Origin of the sequence: Qipengyuania sp. NPDC077563 (assembly GCF_044901345.1) — a bacterium.
GTDB classification, from domain to species: Bacteria; Pseudomonadota; Alphaproteobacteria; order Sphingomonadales; family Sphingomonadaceae; genus Qipengyuania; species Qipengyuania aestuarii.
The window spans coordinates 1023575-1046852 of the sequence record NZ_JBJDPC010000002.1 but is presented as its reverse complement, the minus strand read 5'-3'; the positions used below and the strand labels follow the sequence as shown (position 1 = coordinate 1046852).

Here is a 23278-nt window from a genome sequence, read left to right as displayed (position 1 = left end):
GCCCGCGATCGCGCGGCTCGTGCTCAATCGATCGGACGATGAGCGCAGCTGGCGCGAGAAGTGGTGGGATCGCCTGCGTCGAAACGTGACCAGCGTCGAGCAGCGCGAACTGACGGACATCGCATGATGGTCCGGGAAAGGAGAATACGATGTTGAAGATAGACGAAGAGAACGGACTGCTGCGGATACGCGCGAGTGGCCAACTCGAAAGCTCGGACTACGATGACTTCGTGCCTCGGTTCGAACAGTTTGTCGGGCGAAAGCCCGGCAAGCTGCCGATTGTAATCGAACTTGCGTCCGATTTTGCCGGCTGGGATTTGCCCGGACTATGGCGCGATCTCAAGTTCGACGCGCGTCATCAGGACAGCTTCGGCAGGATCGCCATCGTCGGCGATGCGAAATGGGAAGAGTGGGGCACCAGACTCTCCGATCCGCTCTTCCGCGCCGAAATGAAATTCTTTGAATCCTCCCAGCATCAGGTTGCCGAGAGCTGGGTCCGCTCCGGGGAGGACACGGCATGAGTGGTGACCATGATATCGATCTCGGTTCGGCCGGGAAGCGCCGGACGCTGTGGGTCGTGCTCTGGCTGAACGTTGCGATCGCAATCGGGTTCTTCGTCGTCGGCTACTTCGCGGACTCGAACGCGCTCTTGGCGAACGGGCTCGACAACTCGTCCGACGCGATAGTCTATGCGCTCAGCCTGCTCGCGCTGGCCCGCTCGCGCATCTGGCAGCGTGGTGCGGCGCGGTTCTCCGGGGTCATGCTCTTGGTGTTCGCGGCAGGTGTCATTGCCGATGCCGTGCGTCGGTTCGTGGAAGGCTCGGAGCCAGGTGGATTTATGATGCTCGCGATGGCGGCAGTCGCAGCCGTGGTGAACCTTATCTGCCTGCGGATGCTCCAGCGGACGGAGGACAAGGACGTCAGCATGCGCGCAGCGACGACCTTCAGCTTCAATGATTTCATCGCCAATGGCGGGATCATCATCGCGGGGATCGTCGTGCTGCTCACCGGCGCTAATTGGCCCGACCTGGTGGTAGGCGTCGCTGTGGCATGCATCGCCCTTTATGGCGGCATCCAGATCCTGCGCGATGCCCACATGGACATCCATGACGAGGAGGGGAGCGAGCATCGGAAGGGGGATCAGTTCCGAACATGAGCAATCATCACACACATGGTGGGCATGGCGGCCACAACCACGGCGAGGAGAACCTGAGCGATCACCAGCTGATCTTCGCGGTCGCGATCAACGTCCTGCTCACGCTGGCTCAAATCGTCGGCGGCATAGTCTCGGGTTCGCTGGCTCTCATTGCCGACGCCCTTCACAACTTCAGTGACGCCGCCTCGCTTGGCCTCGCGTGGTTCGCCCGTAGGATCGGCAGGCGTCCCGCCGACAGACGGATGACGTTCGGTTATGCGCAAGGGGAGGTCGTCGCTGCGCTCATCAATCTGACGACGCTGCTCATCATCGGCTTCTATCTGCTCGTGGAAGCGATCAACCGCTTCGCCGATCCGCAACCCATCGAAGGATGGACGGTGATCGCCGTTGCGGGCGTGGCATTGGTGATCGATCTGGTGACCGCTTTCATCACCCACCGCGGCGCCAAGGACAGCATCAACATGAAGGCGGCGTTCCTGCACAATGTGTCGGATGCCATGGCCTCCGTCGGGGTGATCGTCGCCGGGGTCCTGATCCTGCTATACGATCTCTACGTTGTCGACCTGGTCATCACCGTCATTATCGCCGCCTACGTGATTTGGCAGGGGCTGTCACTAATGCCGCGCACGGTTCGCCTGCTTATGGGTGCAGTGCCTGATGACGTCGAACTGCAAGAAATTATAGACGAACTTGAGGCGATCGATGGCGTCGAAAGCATCCACCATCTGCATGTCTGGAACCTGGGAGAGCACCGCCGGGCCCTCGAAGTGCATATCATGCCGTCCCATTCGTCTCTCGAACGGTTCGAAGACTTGAAGCGATCGGTGCGGCTGCGCGTCTCCTCCCGGTTCGACATCGAGCACATGACACTGGAAGCTTGCCTGGCAACGAATTGCGACGAGGCGCTGATTGCCCAAGCCGGGCCTTCTGGGAGGGTCTGAAGACTACGACGACGCCCTCGATTCATTCTGCGTAGAAACAAGGGCTGCCAGCGAGAGCTAAGTTTTAGGCGTTTGGCATTGCACAATGCTAGCCAATCCGTGTCCGCTAGGCCCTTGTCTTTCTACATCAGGAAGTCGGTTAGCGCGGCTTGTCTCGCTTGGCGTCTGGTCGGCGGTTCCGCGTAGGCAACATCATCGTCAGCGACAACGGCACCAAGCTCACCGGCAATGCCGTGCTGGGGTGATGCGGTGAGACTAAGGTGGACTACTATTACATCGCGCCGAGCATGCGATCCGCTCCTCGAAGGTGAGCATGAGGCGGGGAGGGGGTAGGAATCACCGCCCTCGGTAGAACCTATGAGTAAAAAGCGAAACTAAAGGGGGGTGGTGCGCAACAAAGGGTTTTTCTGTCGACAAACCCAAATGCGCCCACCCCCCCAAAAAAAGTGATCGGAAAGTCGAGCCTCGCTGTGCAATTGTCGATGCATCAAATCAGGAATGGATCGCCCGACTTGCGGGCCGCAGTAGCGGCCGCTCGCAGTGCGCAAAACTTGAGAACGCGTAAGGCAAATAAGCGCGAGGAAAAGATCGCCGAAAGCGCGCGTCGGCGTCGTAAGCGAATTTCGGATCGCGAGGCTGAGGCCTTTATGCGCCGCCGGGTGCGAGTGCGAGTTGCACCAGAAGATCAACCCCGTGGACCAAACCGCACGCCGCGCAAACTGACCAACAGGAGCATCAAAAAAACCTACGTGGGGAGCTGGGGGACCAGTTCTCGTCGCGGCGCCGATGGAATGTCCTCGATCCATTTTGAGTTCGTGCCGCGCGGCTTCGCATCGAATAAAGGACGTTCCTGGCGCGCTGGTGAAGCAGAGCGTGCCTGCCTCTATATGACAACGTATGAGAGTCTCGAGGACGGCGAGCTCGGATGGCACAGCAACGTGGCAGGTGATCGCAACGAACTTCGCAGCTTTTGGCGGGCTCTGGAAGCCATCGAAAGACATGATCGCGCCAACGCCAATGTCTATATCGTGGAGGTCATTGAACTTCCATGCGAAGCATCCCCGCGGCTTCGCAGGAAGATAGTGAAGCGGATTGTCGCACGGCTCGAGAAACGGGGCTTAGCTTACGTGGCGGCGATCCATAAGCCGGACAGAGGCGGGGACCAGCGAAACTTCCATCTGCATTTGATGTATAGCTTGCGCCCTTCCGCACGGATCGCTGCTTACGATTGGGCATTCGGGATGAGCAAGGTCGCGGATATCAACACCAAGGACGGCATCAGAGAGCGGCGGCGATGCGTGGTTCGTGACGTTAATGCGAGTTTGCACGCCGCTCATATCGCCAAACGGTATACAGCATTGTCGAATGCTGCGCGTGGCCTTGAGCCTCCGACGCAAACAAAGGTCGGTCAGACAAAGACTTGGGCGAAGCGGAGCTTGCTAGCTGCAGCACAGAAGGTCGATGATATCCATCGATTATTAGCAATTGCGGCGGATCTTCGTGCGACCGTCGAGCGGGTCCAGCGGGCACTGAGACAAGCTGAGAAACGAGTCGTTTATGAACTTCGCAGAAAAGCGCGTGAGATATCCGAACGCGAAGGTCAGCGCGCAATAGTTCTGTCTGAGATGGCGGGAAGAGTAGACCAAGCCAAAACGGCTCTCCTTATTAAACAACACAGCGTGCGACTGTCCGCCGCCTTCGAAGAGATGTTTGCGGAATCGACACTGGTCTCTCCCATTGCCGCGGTTCCGGTCGTCTCGGGATCGGAAGACAGCCGCACGACTTTTAGCGTCGCTTCCAAACTTGGCCAAAAACTGTCCAGGCCATTAACTGAGGTTGTTCCCGCAGCCGTTAAGTCGGCGCCGGGCCCATCCACGCAGGGCAAAGACATGGGGACCCAGTTCGACATGACGAACCGCTTGCGACCGACCGATGTTCCGGTTCACTCTGATAAGGCGCCCGAGGAGCCTCGTTTCCGATCGCTTCAAGGGAGGGCTGTGACGCCGCATAGTCAAACGACGGGGGAAAAGGTTTCGGAGAAGAACCACGAAGCCATCGTTCGTGAAATTGAAAATGCAAAGTCGGAGCGAAATGCTCTGCAACCATCGTTGAAAGTTGTGAAAATCGCAGCGCAGGGCCGGGGAGTGAAGCCATCGGGTCCGATTGCCGGAGAGTTAGCCTCTTCGACCACAGATTTGGCCATGGATGATGCGCAGTTGCGCAACCGATCAACTGTTTCGGCTGAAAAGCCCATGAAGGAAATGATGCAATTCGCCGCCAAGGCAGAAAACGCCAGTGATGACAAATTACCTTCACGACATAGGCCTCCGGGGAGGGGGCCAGAGAAACCGCCGTCGAGAGAAGCTTTAGCCGAGATTATGGGTAAGAAGTTACGAGCCCGTGTCGGCGCAAAGCGGGAGGATAGTTTGAACCTACGGCTTGTGCGCCAAGCAGTCGTGAATCGGGACCACATGGTCTCGGATAAGACGAGAGCGCACAAAGCCCGACCAGCAGATGATCTGCCGCCGACGGAATTTAGGGGGGCCAAAATTCCAACGGCGCCAACTCCAGATAAGACCATCACTGAGTTCGCGCGAACCTTGCTAACGAATAGCGAACCTCAAGGACCAAGCATCGGTGAAAGCGGAATTGAGAAAGGTTGGCTTAATCGCAAGCCTGCGGCCGAACCGCCAAGCTCCTTACAAAAAGAGCCTGATGGTAAGCGCAGCGCGAAAGGCGCCCCTCCGGAACGAGTTTTCAGCAAGGGGAAAGTTTCGCCGACGGAAGAGGGCTGGCCGAGCTCTAATAAGGGCCGAGAACGTTAGTATATGGAAATGACCTCTTCCCGATCATTATGCGGGATCGTTCACTAAGTATCGTAAGAGAAAGGTCGGCAAATTTCCTGATAGCAATCGAAGACCGTGAGGTTTGCAACATCATGGCCCTAGAACGGGGTGGACAAAGGAGAGAGTGAAAATGGCGACCGCAAAACTGGCGGTCGGAAAAGCTGAAACGGAGCAAGCGAAGCTGTTTTGAAGATGAAAATTGAAGGCAGCCTGATCTGGTCAACGATGACCGGTGACCCTCCAGTGAAAGCTAAAATTACATGTCTGAACATACCTCACGGCCTCTGCCGCCATGCGAACGTCTGCTCGCAATACCTTTGATGGAACTGACTGCGTCCACGGTTGCCACGTGGAATTTACCGGGCCTGCCACGCGGCACGCTCGATGTGCCTGAATGTCGGCTCGTGATGTGCGGGACCGCTGACGCCGAGCGTCGGGACCTGGCTATACTGAAGACAGCGGTCGATCAGGACCGCGATGTTCTGCTGCTGAGGTTATTGGCCGGCGAGCGCCCCTGCGAAGCCGATATCGTGCTGTCATCTCCAGTTGAGCCGATGCTTTTGACCCACATGTTGCCTTGCCGGTTCGGCCGATCTCTCTGGCTAGTTCCACCGCATGGTGGTCGTTATGTGTCCGTCGAAGAGAGCGGCCTGCGGGTGCACTGGCAAGCGCCGACGTCGGAAGCGGAGCTAGTAAGGGGATGTCAGCGTGCGGATGCCGAAATTGCTCGCTTCCTCAAGGGGGTGTCGTTCTGATGGCCGCCCAGAAACGCACGGCACGTGCAAAAACGCCGAAAGCTCCGCAGAAGGCTTGTGAGCAAAATCCGCTAAGCTGGCTCTATACGAACCCGCAAGGTTCATCTGATGGTTTTACCTTCGGTGTCCTGCGCAAAACGTTTCGAGGGCGAGAGAATTCGGCACATGAATTTGGCTGGCGCAAATGCCATGTCGGTGCCCATATCGACGTCCAAGATCGATCAATCTGGTCCCCGAATGTTGAGAAGGTAGAGGTCATACTTCCGCCCCGAGCGGACGATCTGCTAAGTGATCCGGATGTCCTCCTGCGGCAGGCAGATGAGTTCGTATCGCCCACAGAAGCGGGCCTTCTTACATACGTCTCCCTGCCGTTGGGAGATGTGGATCGCATCCATACAGGCTGGGAACGGGCGCGGTCTTACGCCGTCTCGTTAGCAAGGTCTCGAAACGTGGCTTCGGTGGTGGTCTTACATTCGCCCGGAATAATCGGTGCCCCGTATCCGCTGCACGCTCATCTTTGTATCGTGCCAAAAGTGCTTACCGGTCTCGGTCTACGTCATGGTGCTTTTGATCAGGAGCTGCTCCGCGACGGAGGCCAAGATATCCTTGGTGAATTATGGAAGGATCACCTCAATAAGTGCCCGTGAAGCGCTATGATTGGGCAAGGTAGATTTGCCTGAACGCAATCTACGTCAATCGGGTCTCCCTGAAGATTAGCGCTGAACATCGGTGTGCGTAGAGCTCGAACCTTCAAAACAGGCGCGACAAAAATGCGGCGCAGGCTCTGGAGAGACATGTGAGGTCGTTGGTTCAGAGCTTGCCGCACCAGACATCATCAGTGTGTCGAAAACCAGATACTGGAGCGACTGGCTATACTGATCGAATATCCCGCAGGATGTCCGTCCTGCGGGATATTGTCCGGGAGACAAAAGATTTTGGAGGTGGAAATGTCCCCGGATTAGGGATGAAAATTGAGGAAGAGCAAGATGATTGGCGACTTCGAAACCAAAGAATGTGGGATACGCGAACGGGGAGATGAAATGGTTCTAAGGCCAATCAAGTCTTTGCGATCCGCTAGCCACCGTCCGGAGGAGGGTTGTTAGCGAAGCTCGCTTCTTGAAGCTGCCAAACAATGAGCTTCGGATATTTGCCATTTTCAAGTGCGCGCGCCATTGCCTTCCATGGGCCTTCGGCGCCATATTCAGCTATAAAACCGACAGGCGTTTTAAGGGCGTGGGACAGATAGCGGGGAAGCCCATAGATGGTTTCGATGAAACTGTTTCCAAGCACTAGAATGCGTGGGTCACCAGACCGTTCTCCAGTATAGGCACGAATGTCGAATTGGTCTTTGGCGAACCGATGGTCTCCGCGTTTGCGGAGCAATGCAACCAAGTCGCTATATCGGGTTTCCGTTTTCCACTTTCCTAGACTATCAGCAGTGGGATGCATTGTGATTTTAGTTCGTGACGCGATCATTTCAGCGAGATCGTTAGCGACAGCTTCCGCTGCAGGTGCCGTCCAATGGCTATCGCGTGGAGAGAAGGTGGACTCTCCCGCTTCTTCCCTGGCTTCAAGGCGAGGGGAGGCGTCAAACACCGTTATGCCGGCGTTTTTAAGTTTGGCTATCAGTTCATTATAACCATTTGATGCGCCGACATCCTGCCGAATGGCAACCGGTAGATTCTTCTGCCCGATCCGAACTTTGGCTGGGATTACCAGAACCACTAGATCGACTCCGCGACCCGCTAGCTGTTCCTGGGCGGCCTGCACGCGCGCAATTCCGAGATCCGTATTCTCGGTTTCGTTTTCGGCTAATCGGTCCCAACCAGGGTAGAGCCAACCAGCTTGTCCCTCGATTACATCTGTCGGTGCGCTGGGTCGTATGAATTGAACCGCCGAATACGCGAAAATTCCGACTACGAGAACTAGAGCAAATACCAAAGGAAGAGTATTGCGGAGAAACTGCGATAACCGTGCGATCATATCGATAGACCAAAGTATACAATAGCAGTAACAAAAATGCCGGCTGCGATGGCGATTTTGGGCTCGATGCTTTGATTGAGCCAAAGTCGTGCGGGAGCCTCTACAAATGTGTAGGCTATCCATGCAATGAGCAAGGATAACGTTGCCGCTACGAAAATCGCGGCAGGGTGATCACTTATCCGACGAGCTAAAACGATTAGCGGCCAGTGCCAAAGATACCAACCGTAAGAAAGCGGACCGAGGAATACCAGCGCCCTGCATCCGAGCATTCGCATTTCATCGCGCTCGATAGCCATAAGTATCAGCATGGCTCCACTCGCAGGTATCAGTGCCGCATATCCGGGGAAAATAGTCTCAGAAGAGAAGCAAGTGATTGCTGACAGAATGAGCAATAGGCCCAGCCATCCCGCCCCTCGCTGCCATACAGCAGCGGGTAGATAAGCTACGAGCGCGCCTAGACCGAACTCCCAAATCCTAGTGGGTAAAGTGTAGAATGATGGGACCGGTTGAAGGGGAGATAACAACGCGGAAATAGCTGCCGAAGTGACGACCACCACGACGATTGCTTGAAGCCTAAATCGATCGGGAATGAAGACAAAGAATAACGGGCAAATGAGATAATATTGCGCTTCAACGCCTAGAGACCACATATGTAGGAATGGATCTTGATCGACAAGTTCGCCGAAGTATCCATTTTCCACCGAGACGAAATGCAGATTTGCGACGTAGAGGAGAGCGGCCTTGGCAGATGCCAAGGCATCGATGATTGTTGAGCCGACCGGAAGAAAGCGCAGGAGGATTATCACGGTCAAGATCATCAGGATCCCATGAGGAACAAGCCGGCTTACCCGACGGCTCCAGAACCTGCCCAGTGTAATGCGGCCCGCCTGTTCTTTCTCGCGTTTTAAAGAGGAGGATATCAAGTAACCTGAGATTACGAAGAATACATCGACGCCGATGAACCCGCCTGAAAGCTGCGGAAGGCCGAGATGGTAGCCAACCACGGCGATAATCGCGATTGCGCGAAGACCCTCAATGCGTGCGGACGTCCCTGATGCAGCACGAATGAGCATGACCGTCTTTCATCGTCGGTTGAGGTTGGAGTGATGCCGTAAGCATTAGAGGAGGGTGCTCTGAGCATCATTGGGCCTGCGATATATTAGGTAATGAATTAAATGGAAGTGCCGATGGCGCCTACAGCGACAAGACCGAAAGGCTCAAGAACTCGCTTCATAACATCAGAGGGCTGAGTTACCGGCAATTCCTTCCTGAAGCGGTGGGATCGTTTTGACGCCGCTTGCGGATAGTCCGCTTTTAAGCCTTCTGATCATCAATCGGACCGTCGTGGTGTTCGGAATAGCGGCTTCACAGTTAACCACTCGATTGCGGACATTGGCACATCGTCAGCTTTGCGCCCTCATCCGAGACGTGCGGCTTATCAGTTCGCTGCCCCAAAGCTGAAGGTTACACGAAGCCATCAATGTTCGGATCAAAGCACTAGACAGCTAACCAAGCTTCCTAGAGTGGCAGCGGAAACAGGTGGGAGCAGTGCTGTTGCTGGTGCAGGGCTTCCCGATAAGGGATGATGCGTTATTCCAGCCTCACGTCTACAGGTTTGAACGATGCAGCCGAAAGGTGAGCCCTAATCGCTATTGCACTTCCGTTATAGCCTGCCTACCATGCTACCTGTTCGGCGATAGCCCGCATTCCCGACTGTCGGGATGCCTGGATGCAGCTTTAAGCCACACTGGGTATCCACGTTTTGAGGCCATACGGTCTCTTGGCTGACAACCCCTCTCAAGAGGGTTTGTGGTTTGCCGAGCAAATAGATGAGGGAGGTGCTTATGACTGAAAAGCCACGCACCGGCCTTGATCGCGAAAAGATTCTGCTCTGGACTGCAATCCTCGGATTGCTCAAAGTAGTAGCTGAAATCGCGATCAAGGCTGTCAGCTATGCCCGTAGCAATACCCAACTTCGACTACAGTTATCTCCGTAAAGGTAAGCCGGTATTCGTGCCGACCAAAATCGGCCGTCGGATTGGGAAAGAAATAAAAGAGGCGGTCGAAGATGCCTACGCCTTCGATCCGATCTATTTCCACTTACGGCGAGGTGGCCATGTCGCCGCAATGCACCATCATCGCGATAACCAGTTGTTCGCGCGCATCGACATTTCCAATTTCTTCTACAGCATCTCGCGCCGTCGGGTTCAGAGCGCGTTGGACCGCATTGGGGTGGGCAATGCTCGTTTCTACGCACAGTGGTCCACTGTCGTAAGCCCCTTTGCCAACCCGCGATATGCGCTGCCCTACGGGTTTGTGCAGTCCCCCATTCTGGCCTCCCTTGTGGTCGCCACCTCCGATCTCGGCCAGCACCTTCTTCGGCTTCCCGCCAGCGTTAAGACAGGTGTATATGTTGACGATATCTCTCTGTCATCGGATGACGCCCATGAGCTCCAGCAGGCATATGACCTGACCTTGGCGGCGATCGCCGGTGACGGGTTCGCCGTAAGTCCCGCGAAACTCCGGCCGCCTGCACCCGCCATCGACATATTCAATTGCGACTTGGCGCACGGGAAGGCGAGCGTAAGGGATGACCGCATCAATGCCTTTTTGGCAAACAACCCGACCCAGGCGGCCGAAGATGCGTTCGTGACTTACTGCGCGTCCGTTGAAACAGGGAATCGACCGTAGGGGGGGTGTGAAATGGGTTGAAAATAAACCGGGAGGCGAACGGCGATCGCAAGGCAATGGCTGAACAAATGTTCGGGCCACAATCGCGCTCGCAACCGTCCCAGGCATCGGCGTAGCGATCTGACTTGGCTAGGACACCTGATCGGATATCAGGGGATAGCCATAGATTTCATGATTAGCTTTCAATAAGTTGAGCTTGATCGATCTAGCAGAATACCGCACTGAGAACCGGTTGTCTTGAAAATTGAGGTGGTCTGGATTCACTGTGCACGAGATTGATGACTTCGATTGGGAGTTCGCAAATTTTCAACCCCACGAGGCGACAAAACGGTTCCGAAAGTTCAGCTCGGTTTTTGATAGCGAGACGCTTCGCGGGAAGATTTTGGTGACGATGGGCTTCTTAGAGGACCTACTTGCCAGAGGGATTAAAGAGTTTTTGGTGGAAACCAACCACGGAGTATTTCAGGGGTTTGCTCGAAGGTCTCTAGGTAGTTTGAGTGCGAAGCAGCACTTGGCGTATCTCCTCGGAATTATCAGCGAGGAAGAGTTTGAAATCATCGAAAGAATGGCAAAAATTAGAAACTTATTTGCACATGATCCGATGATTTCCGGTGCGGACGAGAAGATTCGCAACCACACCCGCGACTTGGCAAAGCTGTTGAACCTCGACCAATACAAGGAAAGTGAGAGTTCAAACTGCGTCGAAGAAACGTGGGGAATGACACACTGGGCACTTCTCGTTCCGCTCATGAATAGACCCGAAAGGGCGTCAGAATATCGTTTGAGGACTCGGGAATGGGAATTGAGTGCTCCTTGAGCATGGGCCTCACCTGATGATGCGACTGATCGAAGAGGGCGGTGAACTGCTCTACGCGGTCGATGCCGAGAAGGATGCTGATGAAGCCGAACTTCGCGGCCTGCTCATGGGCATGGCTGGGAAGGGCGACACCGTTGCCGCCATCTTCCTCGGCAAGAGCCAGTTCGGCTGGAGAGACCGGGACGACTGCAAGATCACTTTGGGCGGTGATGGTGGCGACGTTCGGGTCGTGTCTGGCAACTTTCCCCTCGATCAGCGGAGCGTGGCCGCCACTGCGCAACAGGCGGAGTTCTGTGAAAAGCCGCCGAGGCCGCCCAAGCGCGCCGATGGGAAGCGGGGGTCGCCTGGTATCGAAGGGCTTCGCCCGAGCCAGCTTAGCAGATAGTCGCTCTATTACAGGCCGCCGTGGGCTTTGCTGGTTTGGACGAATGTGGCTATCATTTTTTGAAGTTCCGCATGGTAGATGGCCGGGTCCCAATTGCCCTGATCATACTGATCGGCCGAACGCCCGACACTTCCAGAAGAGCCGGCACGAGATGGGTAGTAATTGGCGAATTCCAGTTTTCCCGTTTCATCATTGGGTGCGACCAAGAGGGACCTAATCCCGCCGTCCATCTGCTTCAGCCGGAACTCAAGGGTCTGCGATCCGTGTTCTACCTCTGCGGACAACCCATTGTCGTGGCAGCCACGCTCATATTCTTGGGCGATGGGCAGCAATTCTGAAATCTGGGACTCGACAAAAGCTCGGTTGGCTTCAAACCTGTTGTTCTCGGCTTCTATCGCCCCGCGACGCTTGTCGACTTCGGGCTTAAGCCTGGAAAAGAATTCTTCGCTGCTCATATTCACTCCCTGTTTCTAGGACGGAAAAGTCGTATTTAATCTTCCCAAATGCAAGCCGCGGAGACGCTGTTTGCGGGTCACCTCATCGAACGCGCAGCGTTACCAATCCGGGTCGGACGTGCGAGACACCGTCTAAACCTCAGGGGGTTTCTTCTTTGCTTCGGCAGCGATAAGCGTGAATGCGGTTGCGAGTGCTGCCGTTGCAGCAATCGTCGATAGAACGCGCTTCATTAATGATCCCCTTCCGCTAGAATCAATCTCTTGGAACATATAGGCTCTTGGCCTTGTCGTGAAGTAAAACACCTGTCGATGGGTGCGGCTTTATTGATGCCGAGCCGTTCGAGCCGGTCCCCTTCTTCTTGCAGACGTTCAATCGCGACGGATAATTGATTGGGACGTGGGAGCTCGATGGCATTGAGCAGCCGGAAAGCTAGCCGATATTAGGGCGCACTGCAGACAATCTATGAGTCACCAACCGGTTATTGCAGAGTAAACCGCGAGGAAAGTAATCCCGCAATTGGACTTCTCCGAACTGGGACAATTCGCTGCGAGATTTTTGGATAGAGGGGAGCTTAGCCGTTGCAGGCGCAGCCCTTACCCTTTTTGCAGTTCTTGTCGCGGGAAATGCAGCTATCACCGCATGCCTTGCCTTTTTTGCATATCTTACAGCAAGCTTCTGCCGCGTAAACAGTTCCGCAAACCGGCGTTGCCGAAACAGCAAACGAGCTAAGGCTAAGCGCAAGTGCAGTCAATGCGATTTTCATTTAGATTACCCCCTATTACGAACGACTATCGCACTTTTTACGCGGTTGACGAGTTCTTTTGAATTGAACGCCCAGAGTAGCTCTTAAGGAGGGAAATTAAAAGAAAGTCTAGGCCACCCAATGAGAGGGAGGGGCTCATCGCTCATTCGATCCTTTCCTGCCTAAAAGCGGTCGCCGCTTTTTTGGCCATCAATGCTATCCAATAGGTTGGTAAGCGCGGCCGCACCGTTCGACTTCAACGAAACAAATGATGACCTTCGATCATGACTTGATGAAAATCGCACGACCATACCAATTGTTTGAGCGCGCGAATTTATACCATCTCTGTAGATGCCGCACTACTGGTGCAGCTTGTCATGACAATTTGACGCTGATCCGCATGGAGAACGCTACCATTGCGTTCGGATTGCACATTAGCCGTCGTGCATCGTTCGCAAGGGACTCCTTCCGATCGAACTGACAGCGTCTATCCAATGATATCATTGAGGAATTTGATTAAGTAATTTTACTTCCGCAATCGCGGAGGGTTTACGAAGTCGGCATTTAGCCAAAATGATCCTATGAAACGGATCTCCAAATCAGCTCACGAAGACATCAAACGCTTGGCGGAAGAAATTGCGGCATGTCTTGTCGAAGCCGACAGGCTCGGACTGGACAAGGTTGCGATTGATCTCGACCTCGCGCTGCAGAGGGTGAGGAGGTCTCCTAGTATAAAACACTAGTGAGGGGGCTAGAGTGGTGATCGCGGCGTATGCCACGCGGGAAATCAATGACCTGGTGTCTATTGCTCGTAAGGAACTTGCGCGACGGCCCGTGCGCGCCAGCGCGCTCGATAGTGATTATTTCGGCGAGCCTGCATGGAACATGCTCCTCTATTTATACATCGCTGCACGCGATGAACGGCTAAGAGTTTTCACCAAGGAGATCACAGCCGCTGCACATGTCCCATTCACCACAGCTTTGCGTTGGTTGGACCACTTGGAAAATGTAGGCGAAATAAGTCGGTCACCCTCCGATCGAGATGGCAGGGTCACTTACGTAGCTCTATCAGGAGTTGGAATGGCTCGGGTTGAACGGGCGCTCTTCGCAATGCTTGAGCAGGAACAAGCTGTCGAAACTCGTTTTATGCGGACGGAGGCGTGGAGAACTGGCGCCTAAATGCCCTAAGCCATTTCGAAGTGAGGTGGATACCCTCCGGACTTTGACCCAGATGCGGAAACCTTCGTCAGCAAGATTCTTCATCATGCTGGCTAATGAGGCGATGGGGTGGGCGATGGTCGTGCTGATGAACGGTATTCTCGCAAAGCCAGATTAAGGCCGCTGGAGACACTTCTATGGATCCCAACGCACTCGATTTCACGAAAGCATGGGCCAAGTTGGATCGACCAAGCAACGCCGACGTCAACGTGGAAAATGCTCAGACAGTCAGATTAAAGACAGAAAAGAGAGCATTCCTGCGTCGGAGCAATGTTCCTTCGCTTCTTCGAATACTTGGTGAACCATCGTAGATCGCCGATGCCTCATCCAATCGAGAAGCAGTTATTTTATAAAAGAGGGGGGGTAGGTGACAACAGTATCTGTCAGGTGTGGGCAATGCATGGGCAATGCTATACGATCCATTCCCGGAATTGCTTCAAGAGCTTTCATCTATTCACGAACTAGGCTTGTCCGTTTTACCAGTCGCGAGTGAGGAGCTCGCTGAACTCAAGCGACAGGCCGAGGCAGCTGGGAAGCGCCGCGCGCGCGATCAACATCGATATGCGCTAGGTGGTCTACTCGTCGCGGTAGGATTGGAAAACGTCGATTTTTACGCCCTGTATGGACTTCTGGCTCACATCGATCATCTACTAGTGTGGAGCGTTGAAGCCCGCTCTGTGATGGGTATGAGCAGCTTTGCCCAGATTGTTGAGCAGATACTTAAAGATCCGATCCGCGCTGAAGGTTGCTCCGAATGGGGGAAGTATCTGTCGTGGGAGCGTATGCGCGCCCTTTATGCAGCAGAAGTCACCTCATTCAATCAATCCAAAAATGCAAGCTCGCATAAGCGTTGGCGGCACGGTCGCATCACAGCAAAACAGCATTATCTGATCGCGGAAATCTGTAAGATTGAGGGTCTACCGATGCCTATTATAACTAAGAAAGGCGCAGCTTTTGAATGGCTGAAAGACAAGGGGGGAAACCCCCGATTTAAGGATCGTCCAGTTCCACAGGCACTAAGTATCTCATGATTGAGATTCCTGAAGGCCTTGATGAAACGATTGCGCTCATCAACTTGAAAGAGATCGAGTTCGAACACGCAAAACGGGCAGTCGACCGCGCGATTGCTGAGGGGAAAACCGGGGAAGCCGAATTTAAGAATCTGCGCGAAATTGCGTTTTGCATTGGCAAACTCCTAAAAGGCGTTGCCGAAGGTATTCACGAAGAATTGAGCTCTTCTTAGATTTTTGCCCGTCCACCGACGCGCCTCCTCACATCGGCTATCGCGAATTCCAAACCTACGCGAAGGAACGAAAAAATGGGTGAAAAGCATGTGCGTAGGAATAAGGCAGATCTCGCGCGGGAAAATAATTTTCACAAAAAATCTTCCGGGAACGCGAATTCGCATAATTTGCGAGAAATGGCCGCCATAAGAGCAAAGTCTAAAAAGAAAGAAAGCTCTAAAAAATCTCGCAAAAAAGACGTGTTCTTGAAAATTGATGAGGCATTGCTTGGTTCTGGACTCAGTCTGCCTGCCGACCTCACGTATTTCATTAATGCCGCTTTTAATGAATTGATTTCTGGTCTCCCTCAGTCACAAGCAAATTACTCCGCGATGTTTGATCAGTCGATCAAGTCTCTGCGCGAGCTTCCAATAGGGCTTTTGAGCGAGAAAGAATGCCCATTACCAATCGATTTTTTGCCGAGCGGAGAACACGCGATATACATCCACTGCCGTTGGATGATATCGACGTGCGGTTCGGATGATTACATAAATGCCGTAGTAGCTGGTTGGCCGTCAGCAAAAATCAGTCGATCCGAAATCCGGCGACGCTTTCTAATCGAACCGAGCGCCGGGACTGCACATCTTCGAAGGCACGCATCTAAACTAGCTCAGTTGGAGAGAACTGATTTCGAGCTGTATCGATCAATCGTATGCGGTCGGCACAGAAGTGCGTTTCAAATTCTTCAGAAGTCTCAAGAGCGTGTGTCGCTACCCACAGCGGATGTCCGCCTCCTGATTGCTGAGCACGGCCTGCTATGGTGCGCACATGATTTACAGTTGATCACAGCACGATCCGCGAAAGCGGAGGAAAACCCGCTAGAGACGCTGGCTAGTTCGAGCATGACGCAAATGAAGCCGGAAAATGTCGCGAACCAAGCGCGTCGATTATTCCTAATATTGAAGAAGTTGATAGCTGATTATACAACTTCCCAAGAGAATATAAGCGGCAAGCGCCTCGCCACACTCGAAGATCTGCCGGTAGGCTTAGTTTCGTTGCACGAGCAGATTTCAGCCGCCGCAAAGTTTCATGGTATCAACTTCGCCAATTCTGCCAATCAAATCGACAAGCTCATCGAATTCATTCGTGTAACCCCACTCCCAGGAAACGAAGTCTGGCGGGACATCTTAAACGAACAAGTCAGCGAAAATGGCCTGCCCAGTAGTTTCAACGCACTTTGGTTCTCTGGCCTCTCCGCAACGCAGTCGGTTTCCGTTTCAGTTCTTCGGTATCTGCAGAGCGAACAGGAAATTTTCAACCTAATCGATGAACGCGATGGGAGTCATCCGAGGCGGCTGAGGAAGGACACCGCAATGATTCCCTTCGATCCGGAAAAGATGGATGCTCGGTGGTTTGAGGCGGCAAAGGATATTCTTTTCATGCTGCGGCGAGATATCTTGAAAGACAAGGATTTCAAAAACGAAGGATACGCGTATCCTCAGCGGCAACCGTCAGCCGGACGTCTTCCGATCTTGAAAGCGAAAAACGTTCTTATCAAATGGGGCCAGCGAAGCGCAAGAGACTTCGAAGGTGATTTCGCAAATCCGGGACGCACCTTCTATTTGTTAGATGTCATACCCGAACACCGGCTTGCTCTTTAGCGAGAAGGGGCTTCCTCTTCGACGTGTCGAAAAAAGATATCATAAGGGGGTAGGTGACGCTGCGCCTATTTGAACATCGCTAGCGCTAGTCAAATGAGACAGTGCCCTAAAAAATTCCATACAGCGGTCCATCGTTTGATGAGCCAAACGCGTGGAGTTCGTAGTCAATTCTTCCACCTTCGAACTCCGGCTAAAAGCTAAGATGGCAAGGACGCGCTCGTTGTTTCGTCAAGCTGATCTGGCACGAGCAATACGGGTTGCTCAGGAATGCGGACTGGCCGTTCATCAGGTCGAAGTTACTGCGAGCGGCTCCATCATACTCTCATTCGAAGAAAAATGTAGGTCGGAATCCTCTCCATTTGATCAATGGAAGGAGAAGAAAAATGCGCGTCCGTCTTAAAGGTATCAACCGCGTAAAAAAGAGGTTAGCTGATGGATCGCATGTCGTATATTACTACGCATGGAAGGGAGGCCCCAGACTAGAGGGCAGTCCCGGATCTCCCGAATTTATCGACAGCTATAATTTGGCTTTGAAAGCTCGCCGGGTCAAACCCGACGGACTGTTGCGAAGTGTCATGAGCAAGTATCTTGCATCTCCAATTTTTCTCAGACTCGCCGAAAAAACCCGCAAGGACTACGTTAGTCACCTTCGTGCCATCGAGGGTGATTTTGGTGACTTTCCGCTTGCTGCGCTAGGCGATAGCCGCACTCGTGGAGAGTTTCTCGAGTGGCGTGACAATATCGGTCTGACAAATCCTCGTCAGGCAGACTATCGTTTTAGCGTGCTCGCGCGTGTTCTGTCCTGGGCTGTCGATCGCGGGTATGCCCCGGCAAACCCATGCAAGAATCCGGGGCGCCTCTATCAATCAAATCGCGTAGATAGCGTCTGGACCCCCCAAGACGAAGCAGCCTTCTATGAAAGAGCCCCTGAGCACCTGCATTTGGCTCTCATGATGGCCCTTTGGACCGGGCAGCGGCAGGGGGATTTACTCGCCCTGACGTGGGCAGGTTATGATGGGAAGCGCATTTCACTCACGCAGAAGAAAACAAACAGATCCGTGGTGGTGCCAGTCGGCGGCCCACTTCGAAGTGCGCTCGATGCTCTGAAATCGAATACGATTGACCGAATGGGCAAAGCAGCGAATCTTAGCTCGCTGAAAATCCTTACAACGCAAAAAGGAAAGGCATGGACGGAGGATGGTTTCCGAACGTCGTGGAGCAAAGCATGTGCTAAAGCCGGCGTCGCTGATGTAACCTTTCACGACCTACGAGGCACAGCTGTCACCAGGCTCGCGTTGGCAGGATGCACATCACCAGAGATCGCTACAGTAACCGGCCATTCGCTCAAGGACGTGAACGCTATCTTGGACGCACACTATCTGAGCCGTGATTCGGAGCTCGCTGAAAGCGCCATCAAGAAGCTCGAAAAAAGGGTAAAAGCTCCCAACTGAGTTCCAAACCGACAGATCAGGTCAAACCGAAAGCTAGCAATTTACTAGGAAAAAGAATGGTGGACGCACTAGGGCTCGAACCTAGGACCCGCTGATTAAGAGTCAGCTGCTCTACCAACTGAGCTATGCGTCCACACTCACGGTCAAACTTCCGTGACTTGCCTGGTGTTGCAGGCAGCCCCTGTCGGGGAGGCGCTCATATAGCGGCTGTTTCGCGCATGAAAAGCCCTAATCGCAGTTTTTGCAAATTTCCCGACGGTGCTGACGACTGACGGGCGTTTGCGCCCTTAAAGCAGCTTCAATCAACTCACGATCAGACCAGTGCGCGGCGCCTTCCGGTTCCAGCGATGGATCATCATCAGCACACCGATACAGATCATGTTCGTCATCATGGAGCTGCCACCGTGGCTGATGAAGGGAAGCGGTATTCCAACCACGGGAGCAAAGCCCATGACCATCAGCAGATTGATAGCGATGAAGAAGAAGATCGTCGCGGTCATTCCCGCAGCAAGAAGCTTCGAGAAGCGGTCATTTGCTTGCTTGGCAACTTTCAAGCCCCAGAAGAGGATTGTGCCGAAGCAGACGATGACGAAGATTCCCCCCGCAAAACCCCATTCTTCTGCCATTGTCGCAAAGACGAAGTCGGTATGAGGTTCAGGCAGGTAATTGAGGTGACTCTGCGAGCCTTCATTGAAGCCCTTGCCGAAAAGTCCTCCGGAGCCGATCGCAATCTTCGATTGGGTAATCTGGTATCCATCACCGAGGGGATCATTTTCGGGGTCGAGAAAAGTCAGGACGCGCTTCTGCTGATACGGTTGCAAGCCAACGAAGAACGCAACCGGCGCCATCGCAACTGCAGCGGCTCCAGCTACCAAAAACCAGCGAAGGGGCAGGCCGGCGAGGAACATCACCACGAAACCGCCAAAACCGATGGCCAGTGAGGTGCCCAAATCCGGTTGCAAGAGGACGAATGCGATCGGCAGAAGAATTATCATTCCTGCGGGTATCAACGCCCGCCACGTGGGCACCATGCCGATCGGAAGTCCCCCGTAATAATGGGCAAGGGCCATCACCGCAGCCGGCTTCATCAGCTCGGATGGCTGGATACGGATCGGCCCGACTTCCAGCCACCGCTGGCTGCCGCCACCCACCTGACCCACGATTTCCACCGCCATGAGGAGGAGGAGAATTGCGATATACGCGGGATAAGTGAGCAGGCTAACCGTCGGCTTGTTAAACCGGGAAATCACCACTGCCATGACGAAAAAGATCGCGAACCTGATGAGGTGCGATTCGGCATAGCGATCAAAGTTTCCCGCTGCCGCCGATGTCAGCACAAGCGCGCCGAAGCCGATCAACCCGAACAGCGGGAAGAGCATCATCCATGGCTGCCGCGCAACGGGCGCCGGTACTATTCCGCTCATTCGGTCCCTCCGGACGGCACTTCGTCCGAAGAGACAGGAGGGCGCGAGCCTTCATTACGCGATGGCGTTGATGTTTGTGCGCGTTCCTCGGAGCGCATCTGAGCGAGGCGAGCCTCGGCATCGACCTGATCGAATATCTGCTCGGTCCGCTGGGGTACGGGTTCGACAACCTCTCCGGCGGCAGCGGCATAAGCGCGGTATTTCTGATCGAGCCGCTGCTGCGCTGTGCCGCCCCATTGTTCCTCCAGCGGACGCAGCGCTTCCATGCCTTTTTCCGGGTCGAAGAGGAATGTCATCACATCGCGCGCAATGGGATAGGCGGAACCCGATCCGCCGCCGTGTTCGATTACAACCGCGCCCGCGTACTTCGGTTTGTCGAAGGGCGCGAAAAAAACGAACAGGCCATGATCGCGGTACTTCCAAGGCCCGGTCTTGCCGTTTGACACGCTGAGCGAAACGACCTGCGCAGTACCGGTCTTGCCGGCCATCTGGATGTTGTCGATCGGCAGGCGGGCGCGGCCGGCGGTGCCCGGTCCATTGACGACGTCGCTCATGGCTTTGCGGACGTAATTGATCTCGTCAGAGCTGAAATCAAAATGCTCGAATTGTTTGCGCGGATCGTCCATCCGTAGATGGGGCACCACTTCGTATCCGGTGGCGAGACGCGCGCTCATCACCGCAAGCTGCAGCGGGTTGACGAGATAATAGCCCTGTCCGATCGAGGCGTTGACAGTGTCGTATGGTTGCCAGGCCTGATCGTATTTCTTCTGTTTCCAGGCGGGATCGGGGACGGTCCCGTAGAATTGGCTGGTTACGGGAAGGTCGAATTCTTCGCCAAGACCCATCTTGTGCGCCCATTTGGCCACCTGGTCGAAACCAACCTGCTGGGCGAAGTGATAGAAATAGCTGTCGCACGATTGGTAGATGGCTTTCGCCATGTCGACCCGGCCGTGGTTGCTCCAGCAATTGAAGAAGCGGTTGCCAATCCGGCGGCCTCCGCCGCAAATGATCGCCTCTTGAGGCTTCACCCCAGCGTCGAGGAAGGCCATGCAGTGCATCGGCTTCACAGTCGAACCGGGAGGATAGAGGCCTTTCAGAACCTTGTTACGAAGCGGCACACGCTCATCGTCGCGGAGCATGGAATATTCGACACGGCCGATCCCGGCAGAAAAACTATTCGGATCGAAGCTTGGCATCGACGACATGCACAGGATGTCGCCATTCTCCACATCCATCACCACGCAGGATCCGCTTTCCAGACCAATGCGGCGGGCTGCATAGTCCTGTAGTGGGCCGTCGATCGTCAGCCTGACGGGGGCACCCTGCTTGTCTTCCCGCGTCTCGAGGTCTCTCACGATCCGGCCGGAAGCCGTAACTTCTACGCGCCGAGCTCCGGGCTCGCCCTGAAGTTCCTTTTCGAATTCCTTTTCAAGGGCGTCCTTGCCAATCTTATATCCCGGTGTGATCAGAATCGGATCGGGGTTTTCCTCGTAATCCTCTGCCGAGGCCGGACCGACATAGCCGATCAAATGGCCGACGCTGGGCCCGGTTGGATAGAACCGCGAAAAGCCGCGCTGCGGAACGACGCCCGGCAAATCGGGAAGGCGCACACTGATGGCAGCGAATTGTTCGTAATCGAGACCGGTCGCGACTTCCACAGGCTGGAAACCGCGCGCCTCGTCGATCTTTTTGCCGACATCGGCGAGGTTGTTGTCCGACAACCCAAGGATCGACCCCAATTCGCCGAGGGTCCTTTCAGAATCGGACATCCGGTCGGGAATGACGTCGACCCGGAAATCGGCGCGGTTGGAGGCGAGGGGGGCTCCGTTACGGTCGAGAAGCCAGCCCCGGCGAGGGGGGATCAGCGACAGATTGACGCGATTGCTTTCGGATTCGAGCACCCACCGCTCGTTCTCGGCAATCGCAATATATCCCATTCGCCCGGCGAGGATGGTGCCGATGCCGCCCATTCCGGCACCGATCACGAATGTGCGCCGATCGAATGCGTTGTCGAGCGTGGTCTTGCTGACGAGATCGCGCGGCTTCTTGCCGTATTTCTTCCGACCGAACAGACCCATCAGACCCTCTTCCAGCGCCACAGGCGCCACAGGTCGAGACGGGCTACGATGCGAGACATGATGGGAAAGATAAGAATGGTAATCACGACTTGTGGCACGATTGCGATCAGCGAATGGAAATTGGGCGAGGCTCCCGACAGCAACCAACCCGTCAGGAGGTAGGTAAACCCTAACACACCTGCTGTTAACCAATCCTGCCAAAATGCACGCCAAGGCAATCTCATTTCGAGCGCCTCGATCGCCAGCATGGCAAGCGACCATGTCAGGATAGCGAAGCCAAACGGTTGGCCGTTGAAGAGGTCATCAAATATGCCGAGGGGGATGCCGGCCCAGACAGGGAGCAGGCCCGGACGCATCAATCGCCACGCAAGAAGCATGAGAAATCCGAACGGCGGAACTACGGGCAGGGCAGCGGCGACGAAGAAAATCGGCAACAGACTGCCGATCATGATCGAAATCCACGGAACGACGTTGGCCACGACGACCGAATGCGAGCGATTCAGCCGGCTCCCGTATGCATCGCTACGTGCTCGCGGATCGATCCGCTCCATTATTCGCCAAGCTCTTCTTCGATTGGCGTTCGAGCCCCGACCGCAGCTTCCGGCTCAAAAATTTCCTCGACGGAAACGTAGTCGGTGGCTGCCGGATCGCTGACAATACGAGCAAGTGCCCCATCATCGGTCAGTTCGGTAACGATGGCCACGGCAGCACCGGGCGCATAATAGCCGCCGGCTCCGCTCGTTACGAACAGGTCGTTTTTCTTAAGCGGATTGATGCCAAGATTGATGAGCTTGATACGCAGCAGGCTGTCACCGCGACCTTCCGCGAAGGCGACCGTTTCATCGCCTGCCCGGCGGACGGGCAGGACGCTTTCGCTGTCGGTCAGCAGCAGGACGCGCGAGGACGCCCGGCCGGTCTCGAGGATCCGTCCGACAACTCCGCGTGCGCTTCGCACCGGCATGCCGACACGCACGCCGTCGTCCGTGCCCGCGCCCAGATAGGCGAACCGCCTTGTGCTGGAGGACGAGGAACCGACAAGGCGCGCAACGGCGACCGGGCGGCGTTCTTCATCATGCAGGTCGAGCAAACCCTTCAGGCGGACATTTTCCTGCCTCAGCGCTTCAGCTTCCTGCAAGCGGATCCGGGCCAATTCGACTTCGCGCTTGAGCTCCGCATTCTTCGATCCGGCACGGTAATATCCGCTGACGGAGTCCCAGAGCGATTTCGAACCGGTTCGGGCGGCAGCGACGGTCTCTGTCGCGGGGGACGCAGCATCCTGCGCTACCCCGCGCGGTCCGCCGAACAGGTGTGGCTGAAAGAAAGATATACCAAGCAGAACGGCGCCGATCAGTGCGCCGATGCCTGCCACGATGTAGCCGGTAAAAAGATTGTACTGCGCCCGCTTGGAAAAACCGGAGCGCCGTTGATTGCTCGGCGCCATCGCCGCTTCC

Annotated in this window: 22 protein-coding genes and 1 tRNA gene; 15 read left to right on the top strand and 8 right to left on the bottom strand. The window is 54.9% G+C overall.

Annotated features, from left to right (window positions below):
* Window positions 1-149: 149 nt before the first annotated feature.
* From ACI2I1_RS11090 to ACI2I1_RS11065, 6 genes are all read left to right on the top strand, one after another.
* On the top strand, window positions 150-521 hold the full coding sequence (locus tag ACI2I1_RS11090; RefSeq protein ID WP_404679138.1) for an STAS/SEC14 domain-containing protein: 372 nt from the start codon (window positions 150-152) through the stop codon (window positions 519-521).
* On the top strand, window positions 518-1156 hold the full coding sequence (locus ACI2I1_RS11085) for a cation diffusion facilitator family transporter (RefSeq protein WP_404679137.1): 639 nt from the start codon (window positions 518-520) through the stop codon (window positions 1154-1156). Before ACI2I1_RS11090 ends, ACI2I1_RS11085 begins: the two co-directional genes overlap by 4 nt.
* Window positions 1153-2097: a cation diffusion facilitator family transporter gene (locus ACI2I1_RS11080; protein ID WP_404679136.1), complete on the top strand. Its 945-nt coding sequence runs from the start codon at window positions 1153-1155 to the stop codon at window positions 2095-2097. The genes ACI2I1_RS11085 and ACI2I1_RS11080 overlap by 4 nt, the downstream gene beginning before the upstream one ends.
* Window positions 2098-2543: 446 nt before the next feature.
* Window positions 2544-4922, top strand: a complete 2379-nt coding sequence (locus ACI2I1_RS11075) for a hypothetical protein (protein WP_404679135.1) — start codon at window positions 2544-2546, stop codon at window positions 4920-4922.
* A gap of 341 nt (window positions 4923-5263) precedes the next feature.
* Entirely contained in the window at window positions 5264-5698 is a 435-nt protein-coding gene (locus ACI2I1_RS11070) for a hypothetical protein (protein WP_404679134.1), read from the top strand.
* Window positions 5698-6345, top strand: a complete 648-nt coding sequence (locus tag ACI2I1_RS11065; protein ID WP_404679133.1) for a hypothetical protein — start codon at window positions 5698-5700, stop codon at window positions 6343-6345. Before ACI2I1_RS11070 ends, ACI2I1_RS11065 begins: the two co-directional genes overlap by 1 nt.
* 427 nt (window positions 6346-6772) lie before the next feature.
* Here ACI2I1_RS11065 and ACI2I1_RS11060 read toward each other — a convergent pair whose 3' ends face one another.
* Window positions 6773-7681 (bottom strand): hypothetical protein, encoded by a 909-nt coding sequence (locus ACI2I1_RS11060; RefSeq protein ID WP_404679132.1) that lies wholly within the window; start codon window positions 7679-7681, stop codon window positions 6773-6775.
* Complete coding sequence (locus tag ACI2I1_RS11055) at window positions 7678-8754, bottom strand: acyltransferase family protein (protein ID WP_404679131.1); 1077 nt, start codon at window positions 8752-8754, stop codon at window positions 7678-7680. The genes ACI2I1_RS11060 and ACI2I1_RS11055 overlap by 4 nt, the downstream gene beginning before the upstream one ends.
* A 771-nt stretch (window positions 8755-9525) precedes the next feature.
* On the opposite strand from ACI2I1_RS11055, the gene ACI2I1_RS11050 reads away from it, so the two are divergent.
* From ACI2I1_RS11050 to ACI2I1_RS11035, 4 genes are all read left to right on the top strand, one after another.
* Window positions 9526-9678, top strand: a complete 153-nt coding sequence (locus tag ACI2I1_RS11050; protein WP_404679130.1) for a hypothetical protein — start codon at window positions 9526-9528, stop codon at window positions 9676-9678.
* A gap of 16 nt (window positions 9679-9694) precedes the next feature.
* Window positions 9695-10372: a reverse transcriptase domain-containing protein gene (locus ACI2I1_RS11045; protein WP_404679129.1), complete on the top strand. Its 678-nt coding sequence runs from the start codon at window positions 9695-9697 to the stop codon at window positions 10370-10372.
* Between the two features lie 265 nt (window positions 10373-10637).
* Complete coding sequence (locus tag ACI2I1_RS11040) at window positions 10638-11189, top strand: hypothetical protein (protein ID WP_404679128.1); 552 nt, start codon at window positions 10638-10640, stop codon at window positions 11187-11189.
* Between the two features lie 16 nt (window positions 11190-11205).
* A complete protein-coding gene (locus ACI2I1_RS11035) occupies window positions 11206-11574 on the top strand; it encodes a hypothetical protein (protein ID WP_404679127.1) in 369 nt (122 codons plus the stop codon).
* Between the two features lie 8 nt (window positions 11575-11582).
* On the opposite strand, the gene ACI2I1_RS11030 is transcribed toward ACI2I1_RS11035, so the two are convergent.
* Entirely contained in the window at window positions 11583-12029 is a 447-nt protein-coding gene (locus tag ACI2I1_RS11030) for a hypothetical protein (protein ID WP_404679126.1), read from the bottom strand.
* A 1499-nt stretch (window positions 12030-13528) separates the two neighbouring features.
* Between ACI2I1_RS11030 and ACI2I1_RS11025 the strand changes: the two genes are divergently transcribed.
* From ACI2I1_RS11025 to ACI2I1_RS11005, 5 genes are all read left to right on the top strand, one after another.
* Window positions 13529-13951: a hypothetical protein gene (locus ACI2I1_RS11025; RefSeq protein WP_404679125.1), complete on the top strand. Its 423-nt coding sequence runs from the start codon at window positions 13529-13531 to the stop codon at window positions 13949-13951.
* Window positions 13952-14397: 446 nt separating this feature from the next.
* Window positions 14398-15021 carry a conjugal transfer protein TraD gene (locus ACI2I1_RS11020; RefSeq protein ID WP_404679124.1) on the top strand — a complete coding sequence of 208 codons (624 nt, stop codon included), beginning with the start codon at window positions 14398-14400 and terminating at the stop codon, window positions 15019-15021.
* Entirely contained in the window at window positions 15018-15233 is a 216-nt protein-coding gene (locus ACI2I1_RS11015; protein WP_404679123.1) for a hypothetical protein, read from the top strand. The genes ACI2I1_RS11020 and ACI2I1_RS11015 overlap by 4 nt, the downstream gene beginning before the upstream one ends.
* 75 nt (window positions 15234-15308) lie before the next feature.
* Window positions 15309-16874: a hypothetical protein gene (locus ACI2I1_RS11010; protein WP_404679122.1), complete on the top strand. Its 1566-nt coding sequence runs from the start codon at window positions 15309-15311 to the stop codon at window positions 16872-16874.
* Window positions 16875-17257: 383 nt separating this feature from the next.
* A complete protein-coding gene (locus ACI2I1_RS11005) occupies window positions 17258-18325 on the top strand; it encodes a tyrosine-type recombinase/integrase (RefSeq protein WP_404679121.1) in 1068 nt (355 codons plus the stop codon).
* 57 nt (window positions 18326-18382) lie between these two features.
* Here ACI2I1_RS11005 and ACI2I1_RS11000 read toward each other — a convergent pair.
* The 5 genes from ACI2I1_RS11000 to mreC all read right to left on the bottom strand — a co-directional run bounded on the left by ACI2I1_RS11000 (window position 18383) and on the right by mreC (window position 23268).
* Window positions 18383-18458 (bottom strand) — tRNA-Lys (locus ACI2I1_RS11000).
* A 169-nt stretch (window positions 18459-18627) separates the two neighbouring features.
* On the bottom strand, window positions 18628-19749 hold the full coding sequence (rodA, locus tag ACI2I1_RS10995) for a rod shape-determining protein RodA (protein WP_404679120.1): 1122 nt from the start codon (window positions 19747-19749) through the stop codon (window positions 18628-18630).
* The gene (mrdA, locus tag ACI2I1_RS10990; RefSeq protein ID WP_404679174.1) at window positions 19746-21827 is read right to left on the bottom strand and encodes a penicillin-binding protein 2; all 2082 of its coding nucleotides are present in this window, start codon (window positions 21825-21827) and stop codon (window positions 19746-19748) included. Before mrdA ends, rodA begins: the two co-directional genes overlap by 4 nt.
* Window positions 21827-22378 carry a rod shape-determining protein MreD gene (locus ACI2I1_RS10985; RefSeq protein ID WP_221541501.1) on the bottom strand — a complete coding sequence of 184 codons (552 nt, stop codon included), beginning with the start codon at window positions 22376-22378 and terminating at the stop codon, window positions 21827-21829. Before ACI2I1_RS10985 ends, mrdA begins: the two co-directional genes overlap by 1 nt.
* Window positions 22378-23268 (bottom strand): rod shape-determining protein MreC, encoded by an 891-nt coding sequence (gene mreC, locus ACI2I1_RS10980; protein ID WP_404679119.1) that lies wholly within the window; start codon window positions 23266-23268, stop codon window positions 22378-22380. Before mreC ends, ACI2I1_RS10985 begins: the two co-directional genes overlap by 1 nt.
* Between the last annotated feature and the right edge of the window lie 10 nt (window positions 23269-23278).

Coding starts and splice junctions, on each gene's coding strand:
- ACI2I1_RS11085 (WP_404679137.1), top strand. CDS start 518: ATGAGTGGTGACCATGATATCGATCTCGGTTCGGCCGGGAAGCGCCGG.
- ACI2I1_RS11010 (WP_404679122.1), top strand. CDS start 15,309: ATGGGTGAAAAGCATGTGCGTAGGAATAAGGCAGATCTCGCGCGGGAA.
- ACI2I1_RS11060 (WP_404679132.1), bottom strand. CDS start 7,681: ATGATCGCACGGTTATCGCAGTTTCTCCGCAATACTCTTCCTTTGGTA.
- ACI2I1_RS11005 (WP_404679121.1), top strand. CDS start 17,258: ATGCGCGTCCGTCTTAAAGGTATCAACCGCGTAAAAAAGAGGTTAGCT.
- mrdA (WP_404679174.1), bottom strand. CDS start 21,827: ATGGGTCTGTTCGGTCGGAAGAAATACGGCAAGAAGCCGCGCGATCTC.
- ACI2I1_RS11030 (WP_404679126.1), bottom strand. CDS start 12,029: ATGAGCAGCGAAGAATTCTTTTCCAGGCTTAAGCCCGAAGTCGACAAG.
- ACI2I1_RS11055 (WP_404679131.1), bottom strand. CDS start 8,754: ATGCTCATTCGTGCTGCATCAGGGACGTCCGCACGCATTGAGGGTCTT.
- rodA (WP_404679120.1), bottom strand. CDS start 19,749: ATGAGCGGAATAGTACCGGCGCCCGTTGCGCGGCAGCCATGGATGATG.
- ACI2I1_RS11080 (WP_404679136.1), top strand. CDS start 1,153: ATGAGCAATCATCACACACATGGTGGGCATGGCGGCCACAACCACGGC.
- ACI2I1_RS11065 (WP_404679133.1), top strand. CDS start 5,698: ATGGCCGCCCAGAAACGCACGGCACGTGCAAAAACGCCGAAAGCTCCG.
- ACI2I1_RS11090 (WP_404679138.1), top strand. CDS start 150: ATGTTGAAGATAGACGAAGAGAACGGACTGCTGCGGATACGCGCGAGT.
- ACI2I1_RS11020 (WP_404679124.1), top strand. CDS start 14,398: ATGCTATACGATCCATTCCCGGAATTGCTTCAAGAGCTTTCATCTATT.
- ACI2I1_RS11050 (WP_404679130.1), top strand. CDS start 9,526: ATGACTGAAAAGCCACGCACCGGCCTTGATCGCGAAAAGATTCTGCTC.
- ACI2I1_RS11015 (WP_404679123.1), top strand. CDS start 15,018: ATGATTGAGATTCCTGAAGGCCTTGATGAAACGATTGCGCTCATCAAC.
- ACI2I1_RS11035 (WP_404679127.1), top strand. CDS start 11,206: ATGATGCGACTGATCGAAGAGGGCGGTGAACTGCTCTACGCGGTCGAT.
- mreC (WP_404679119.1), bottom strand. CDS start 23,268: ATGGCGCCGAGCAATCAACGGCGCTCCGGTTTTTCCAAGCGGGCGCAG.
- ACI2I1_RS10985 (WP_221541501.1), bottom strand. CDS start 22,378: ATGGAGCGGATCGATCCGCGAGCACGTAGCGATGCATACGGGAGCCGG.
- ACI2I1_RS11070 (WP_404679134.1), top strand. CDS start 5,264: ATGGAACTGACTGCGTCCACGGTTGCCACGTGGAATTTACCGGGCCTG.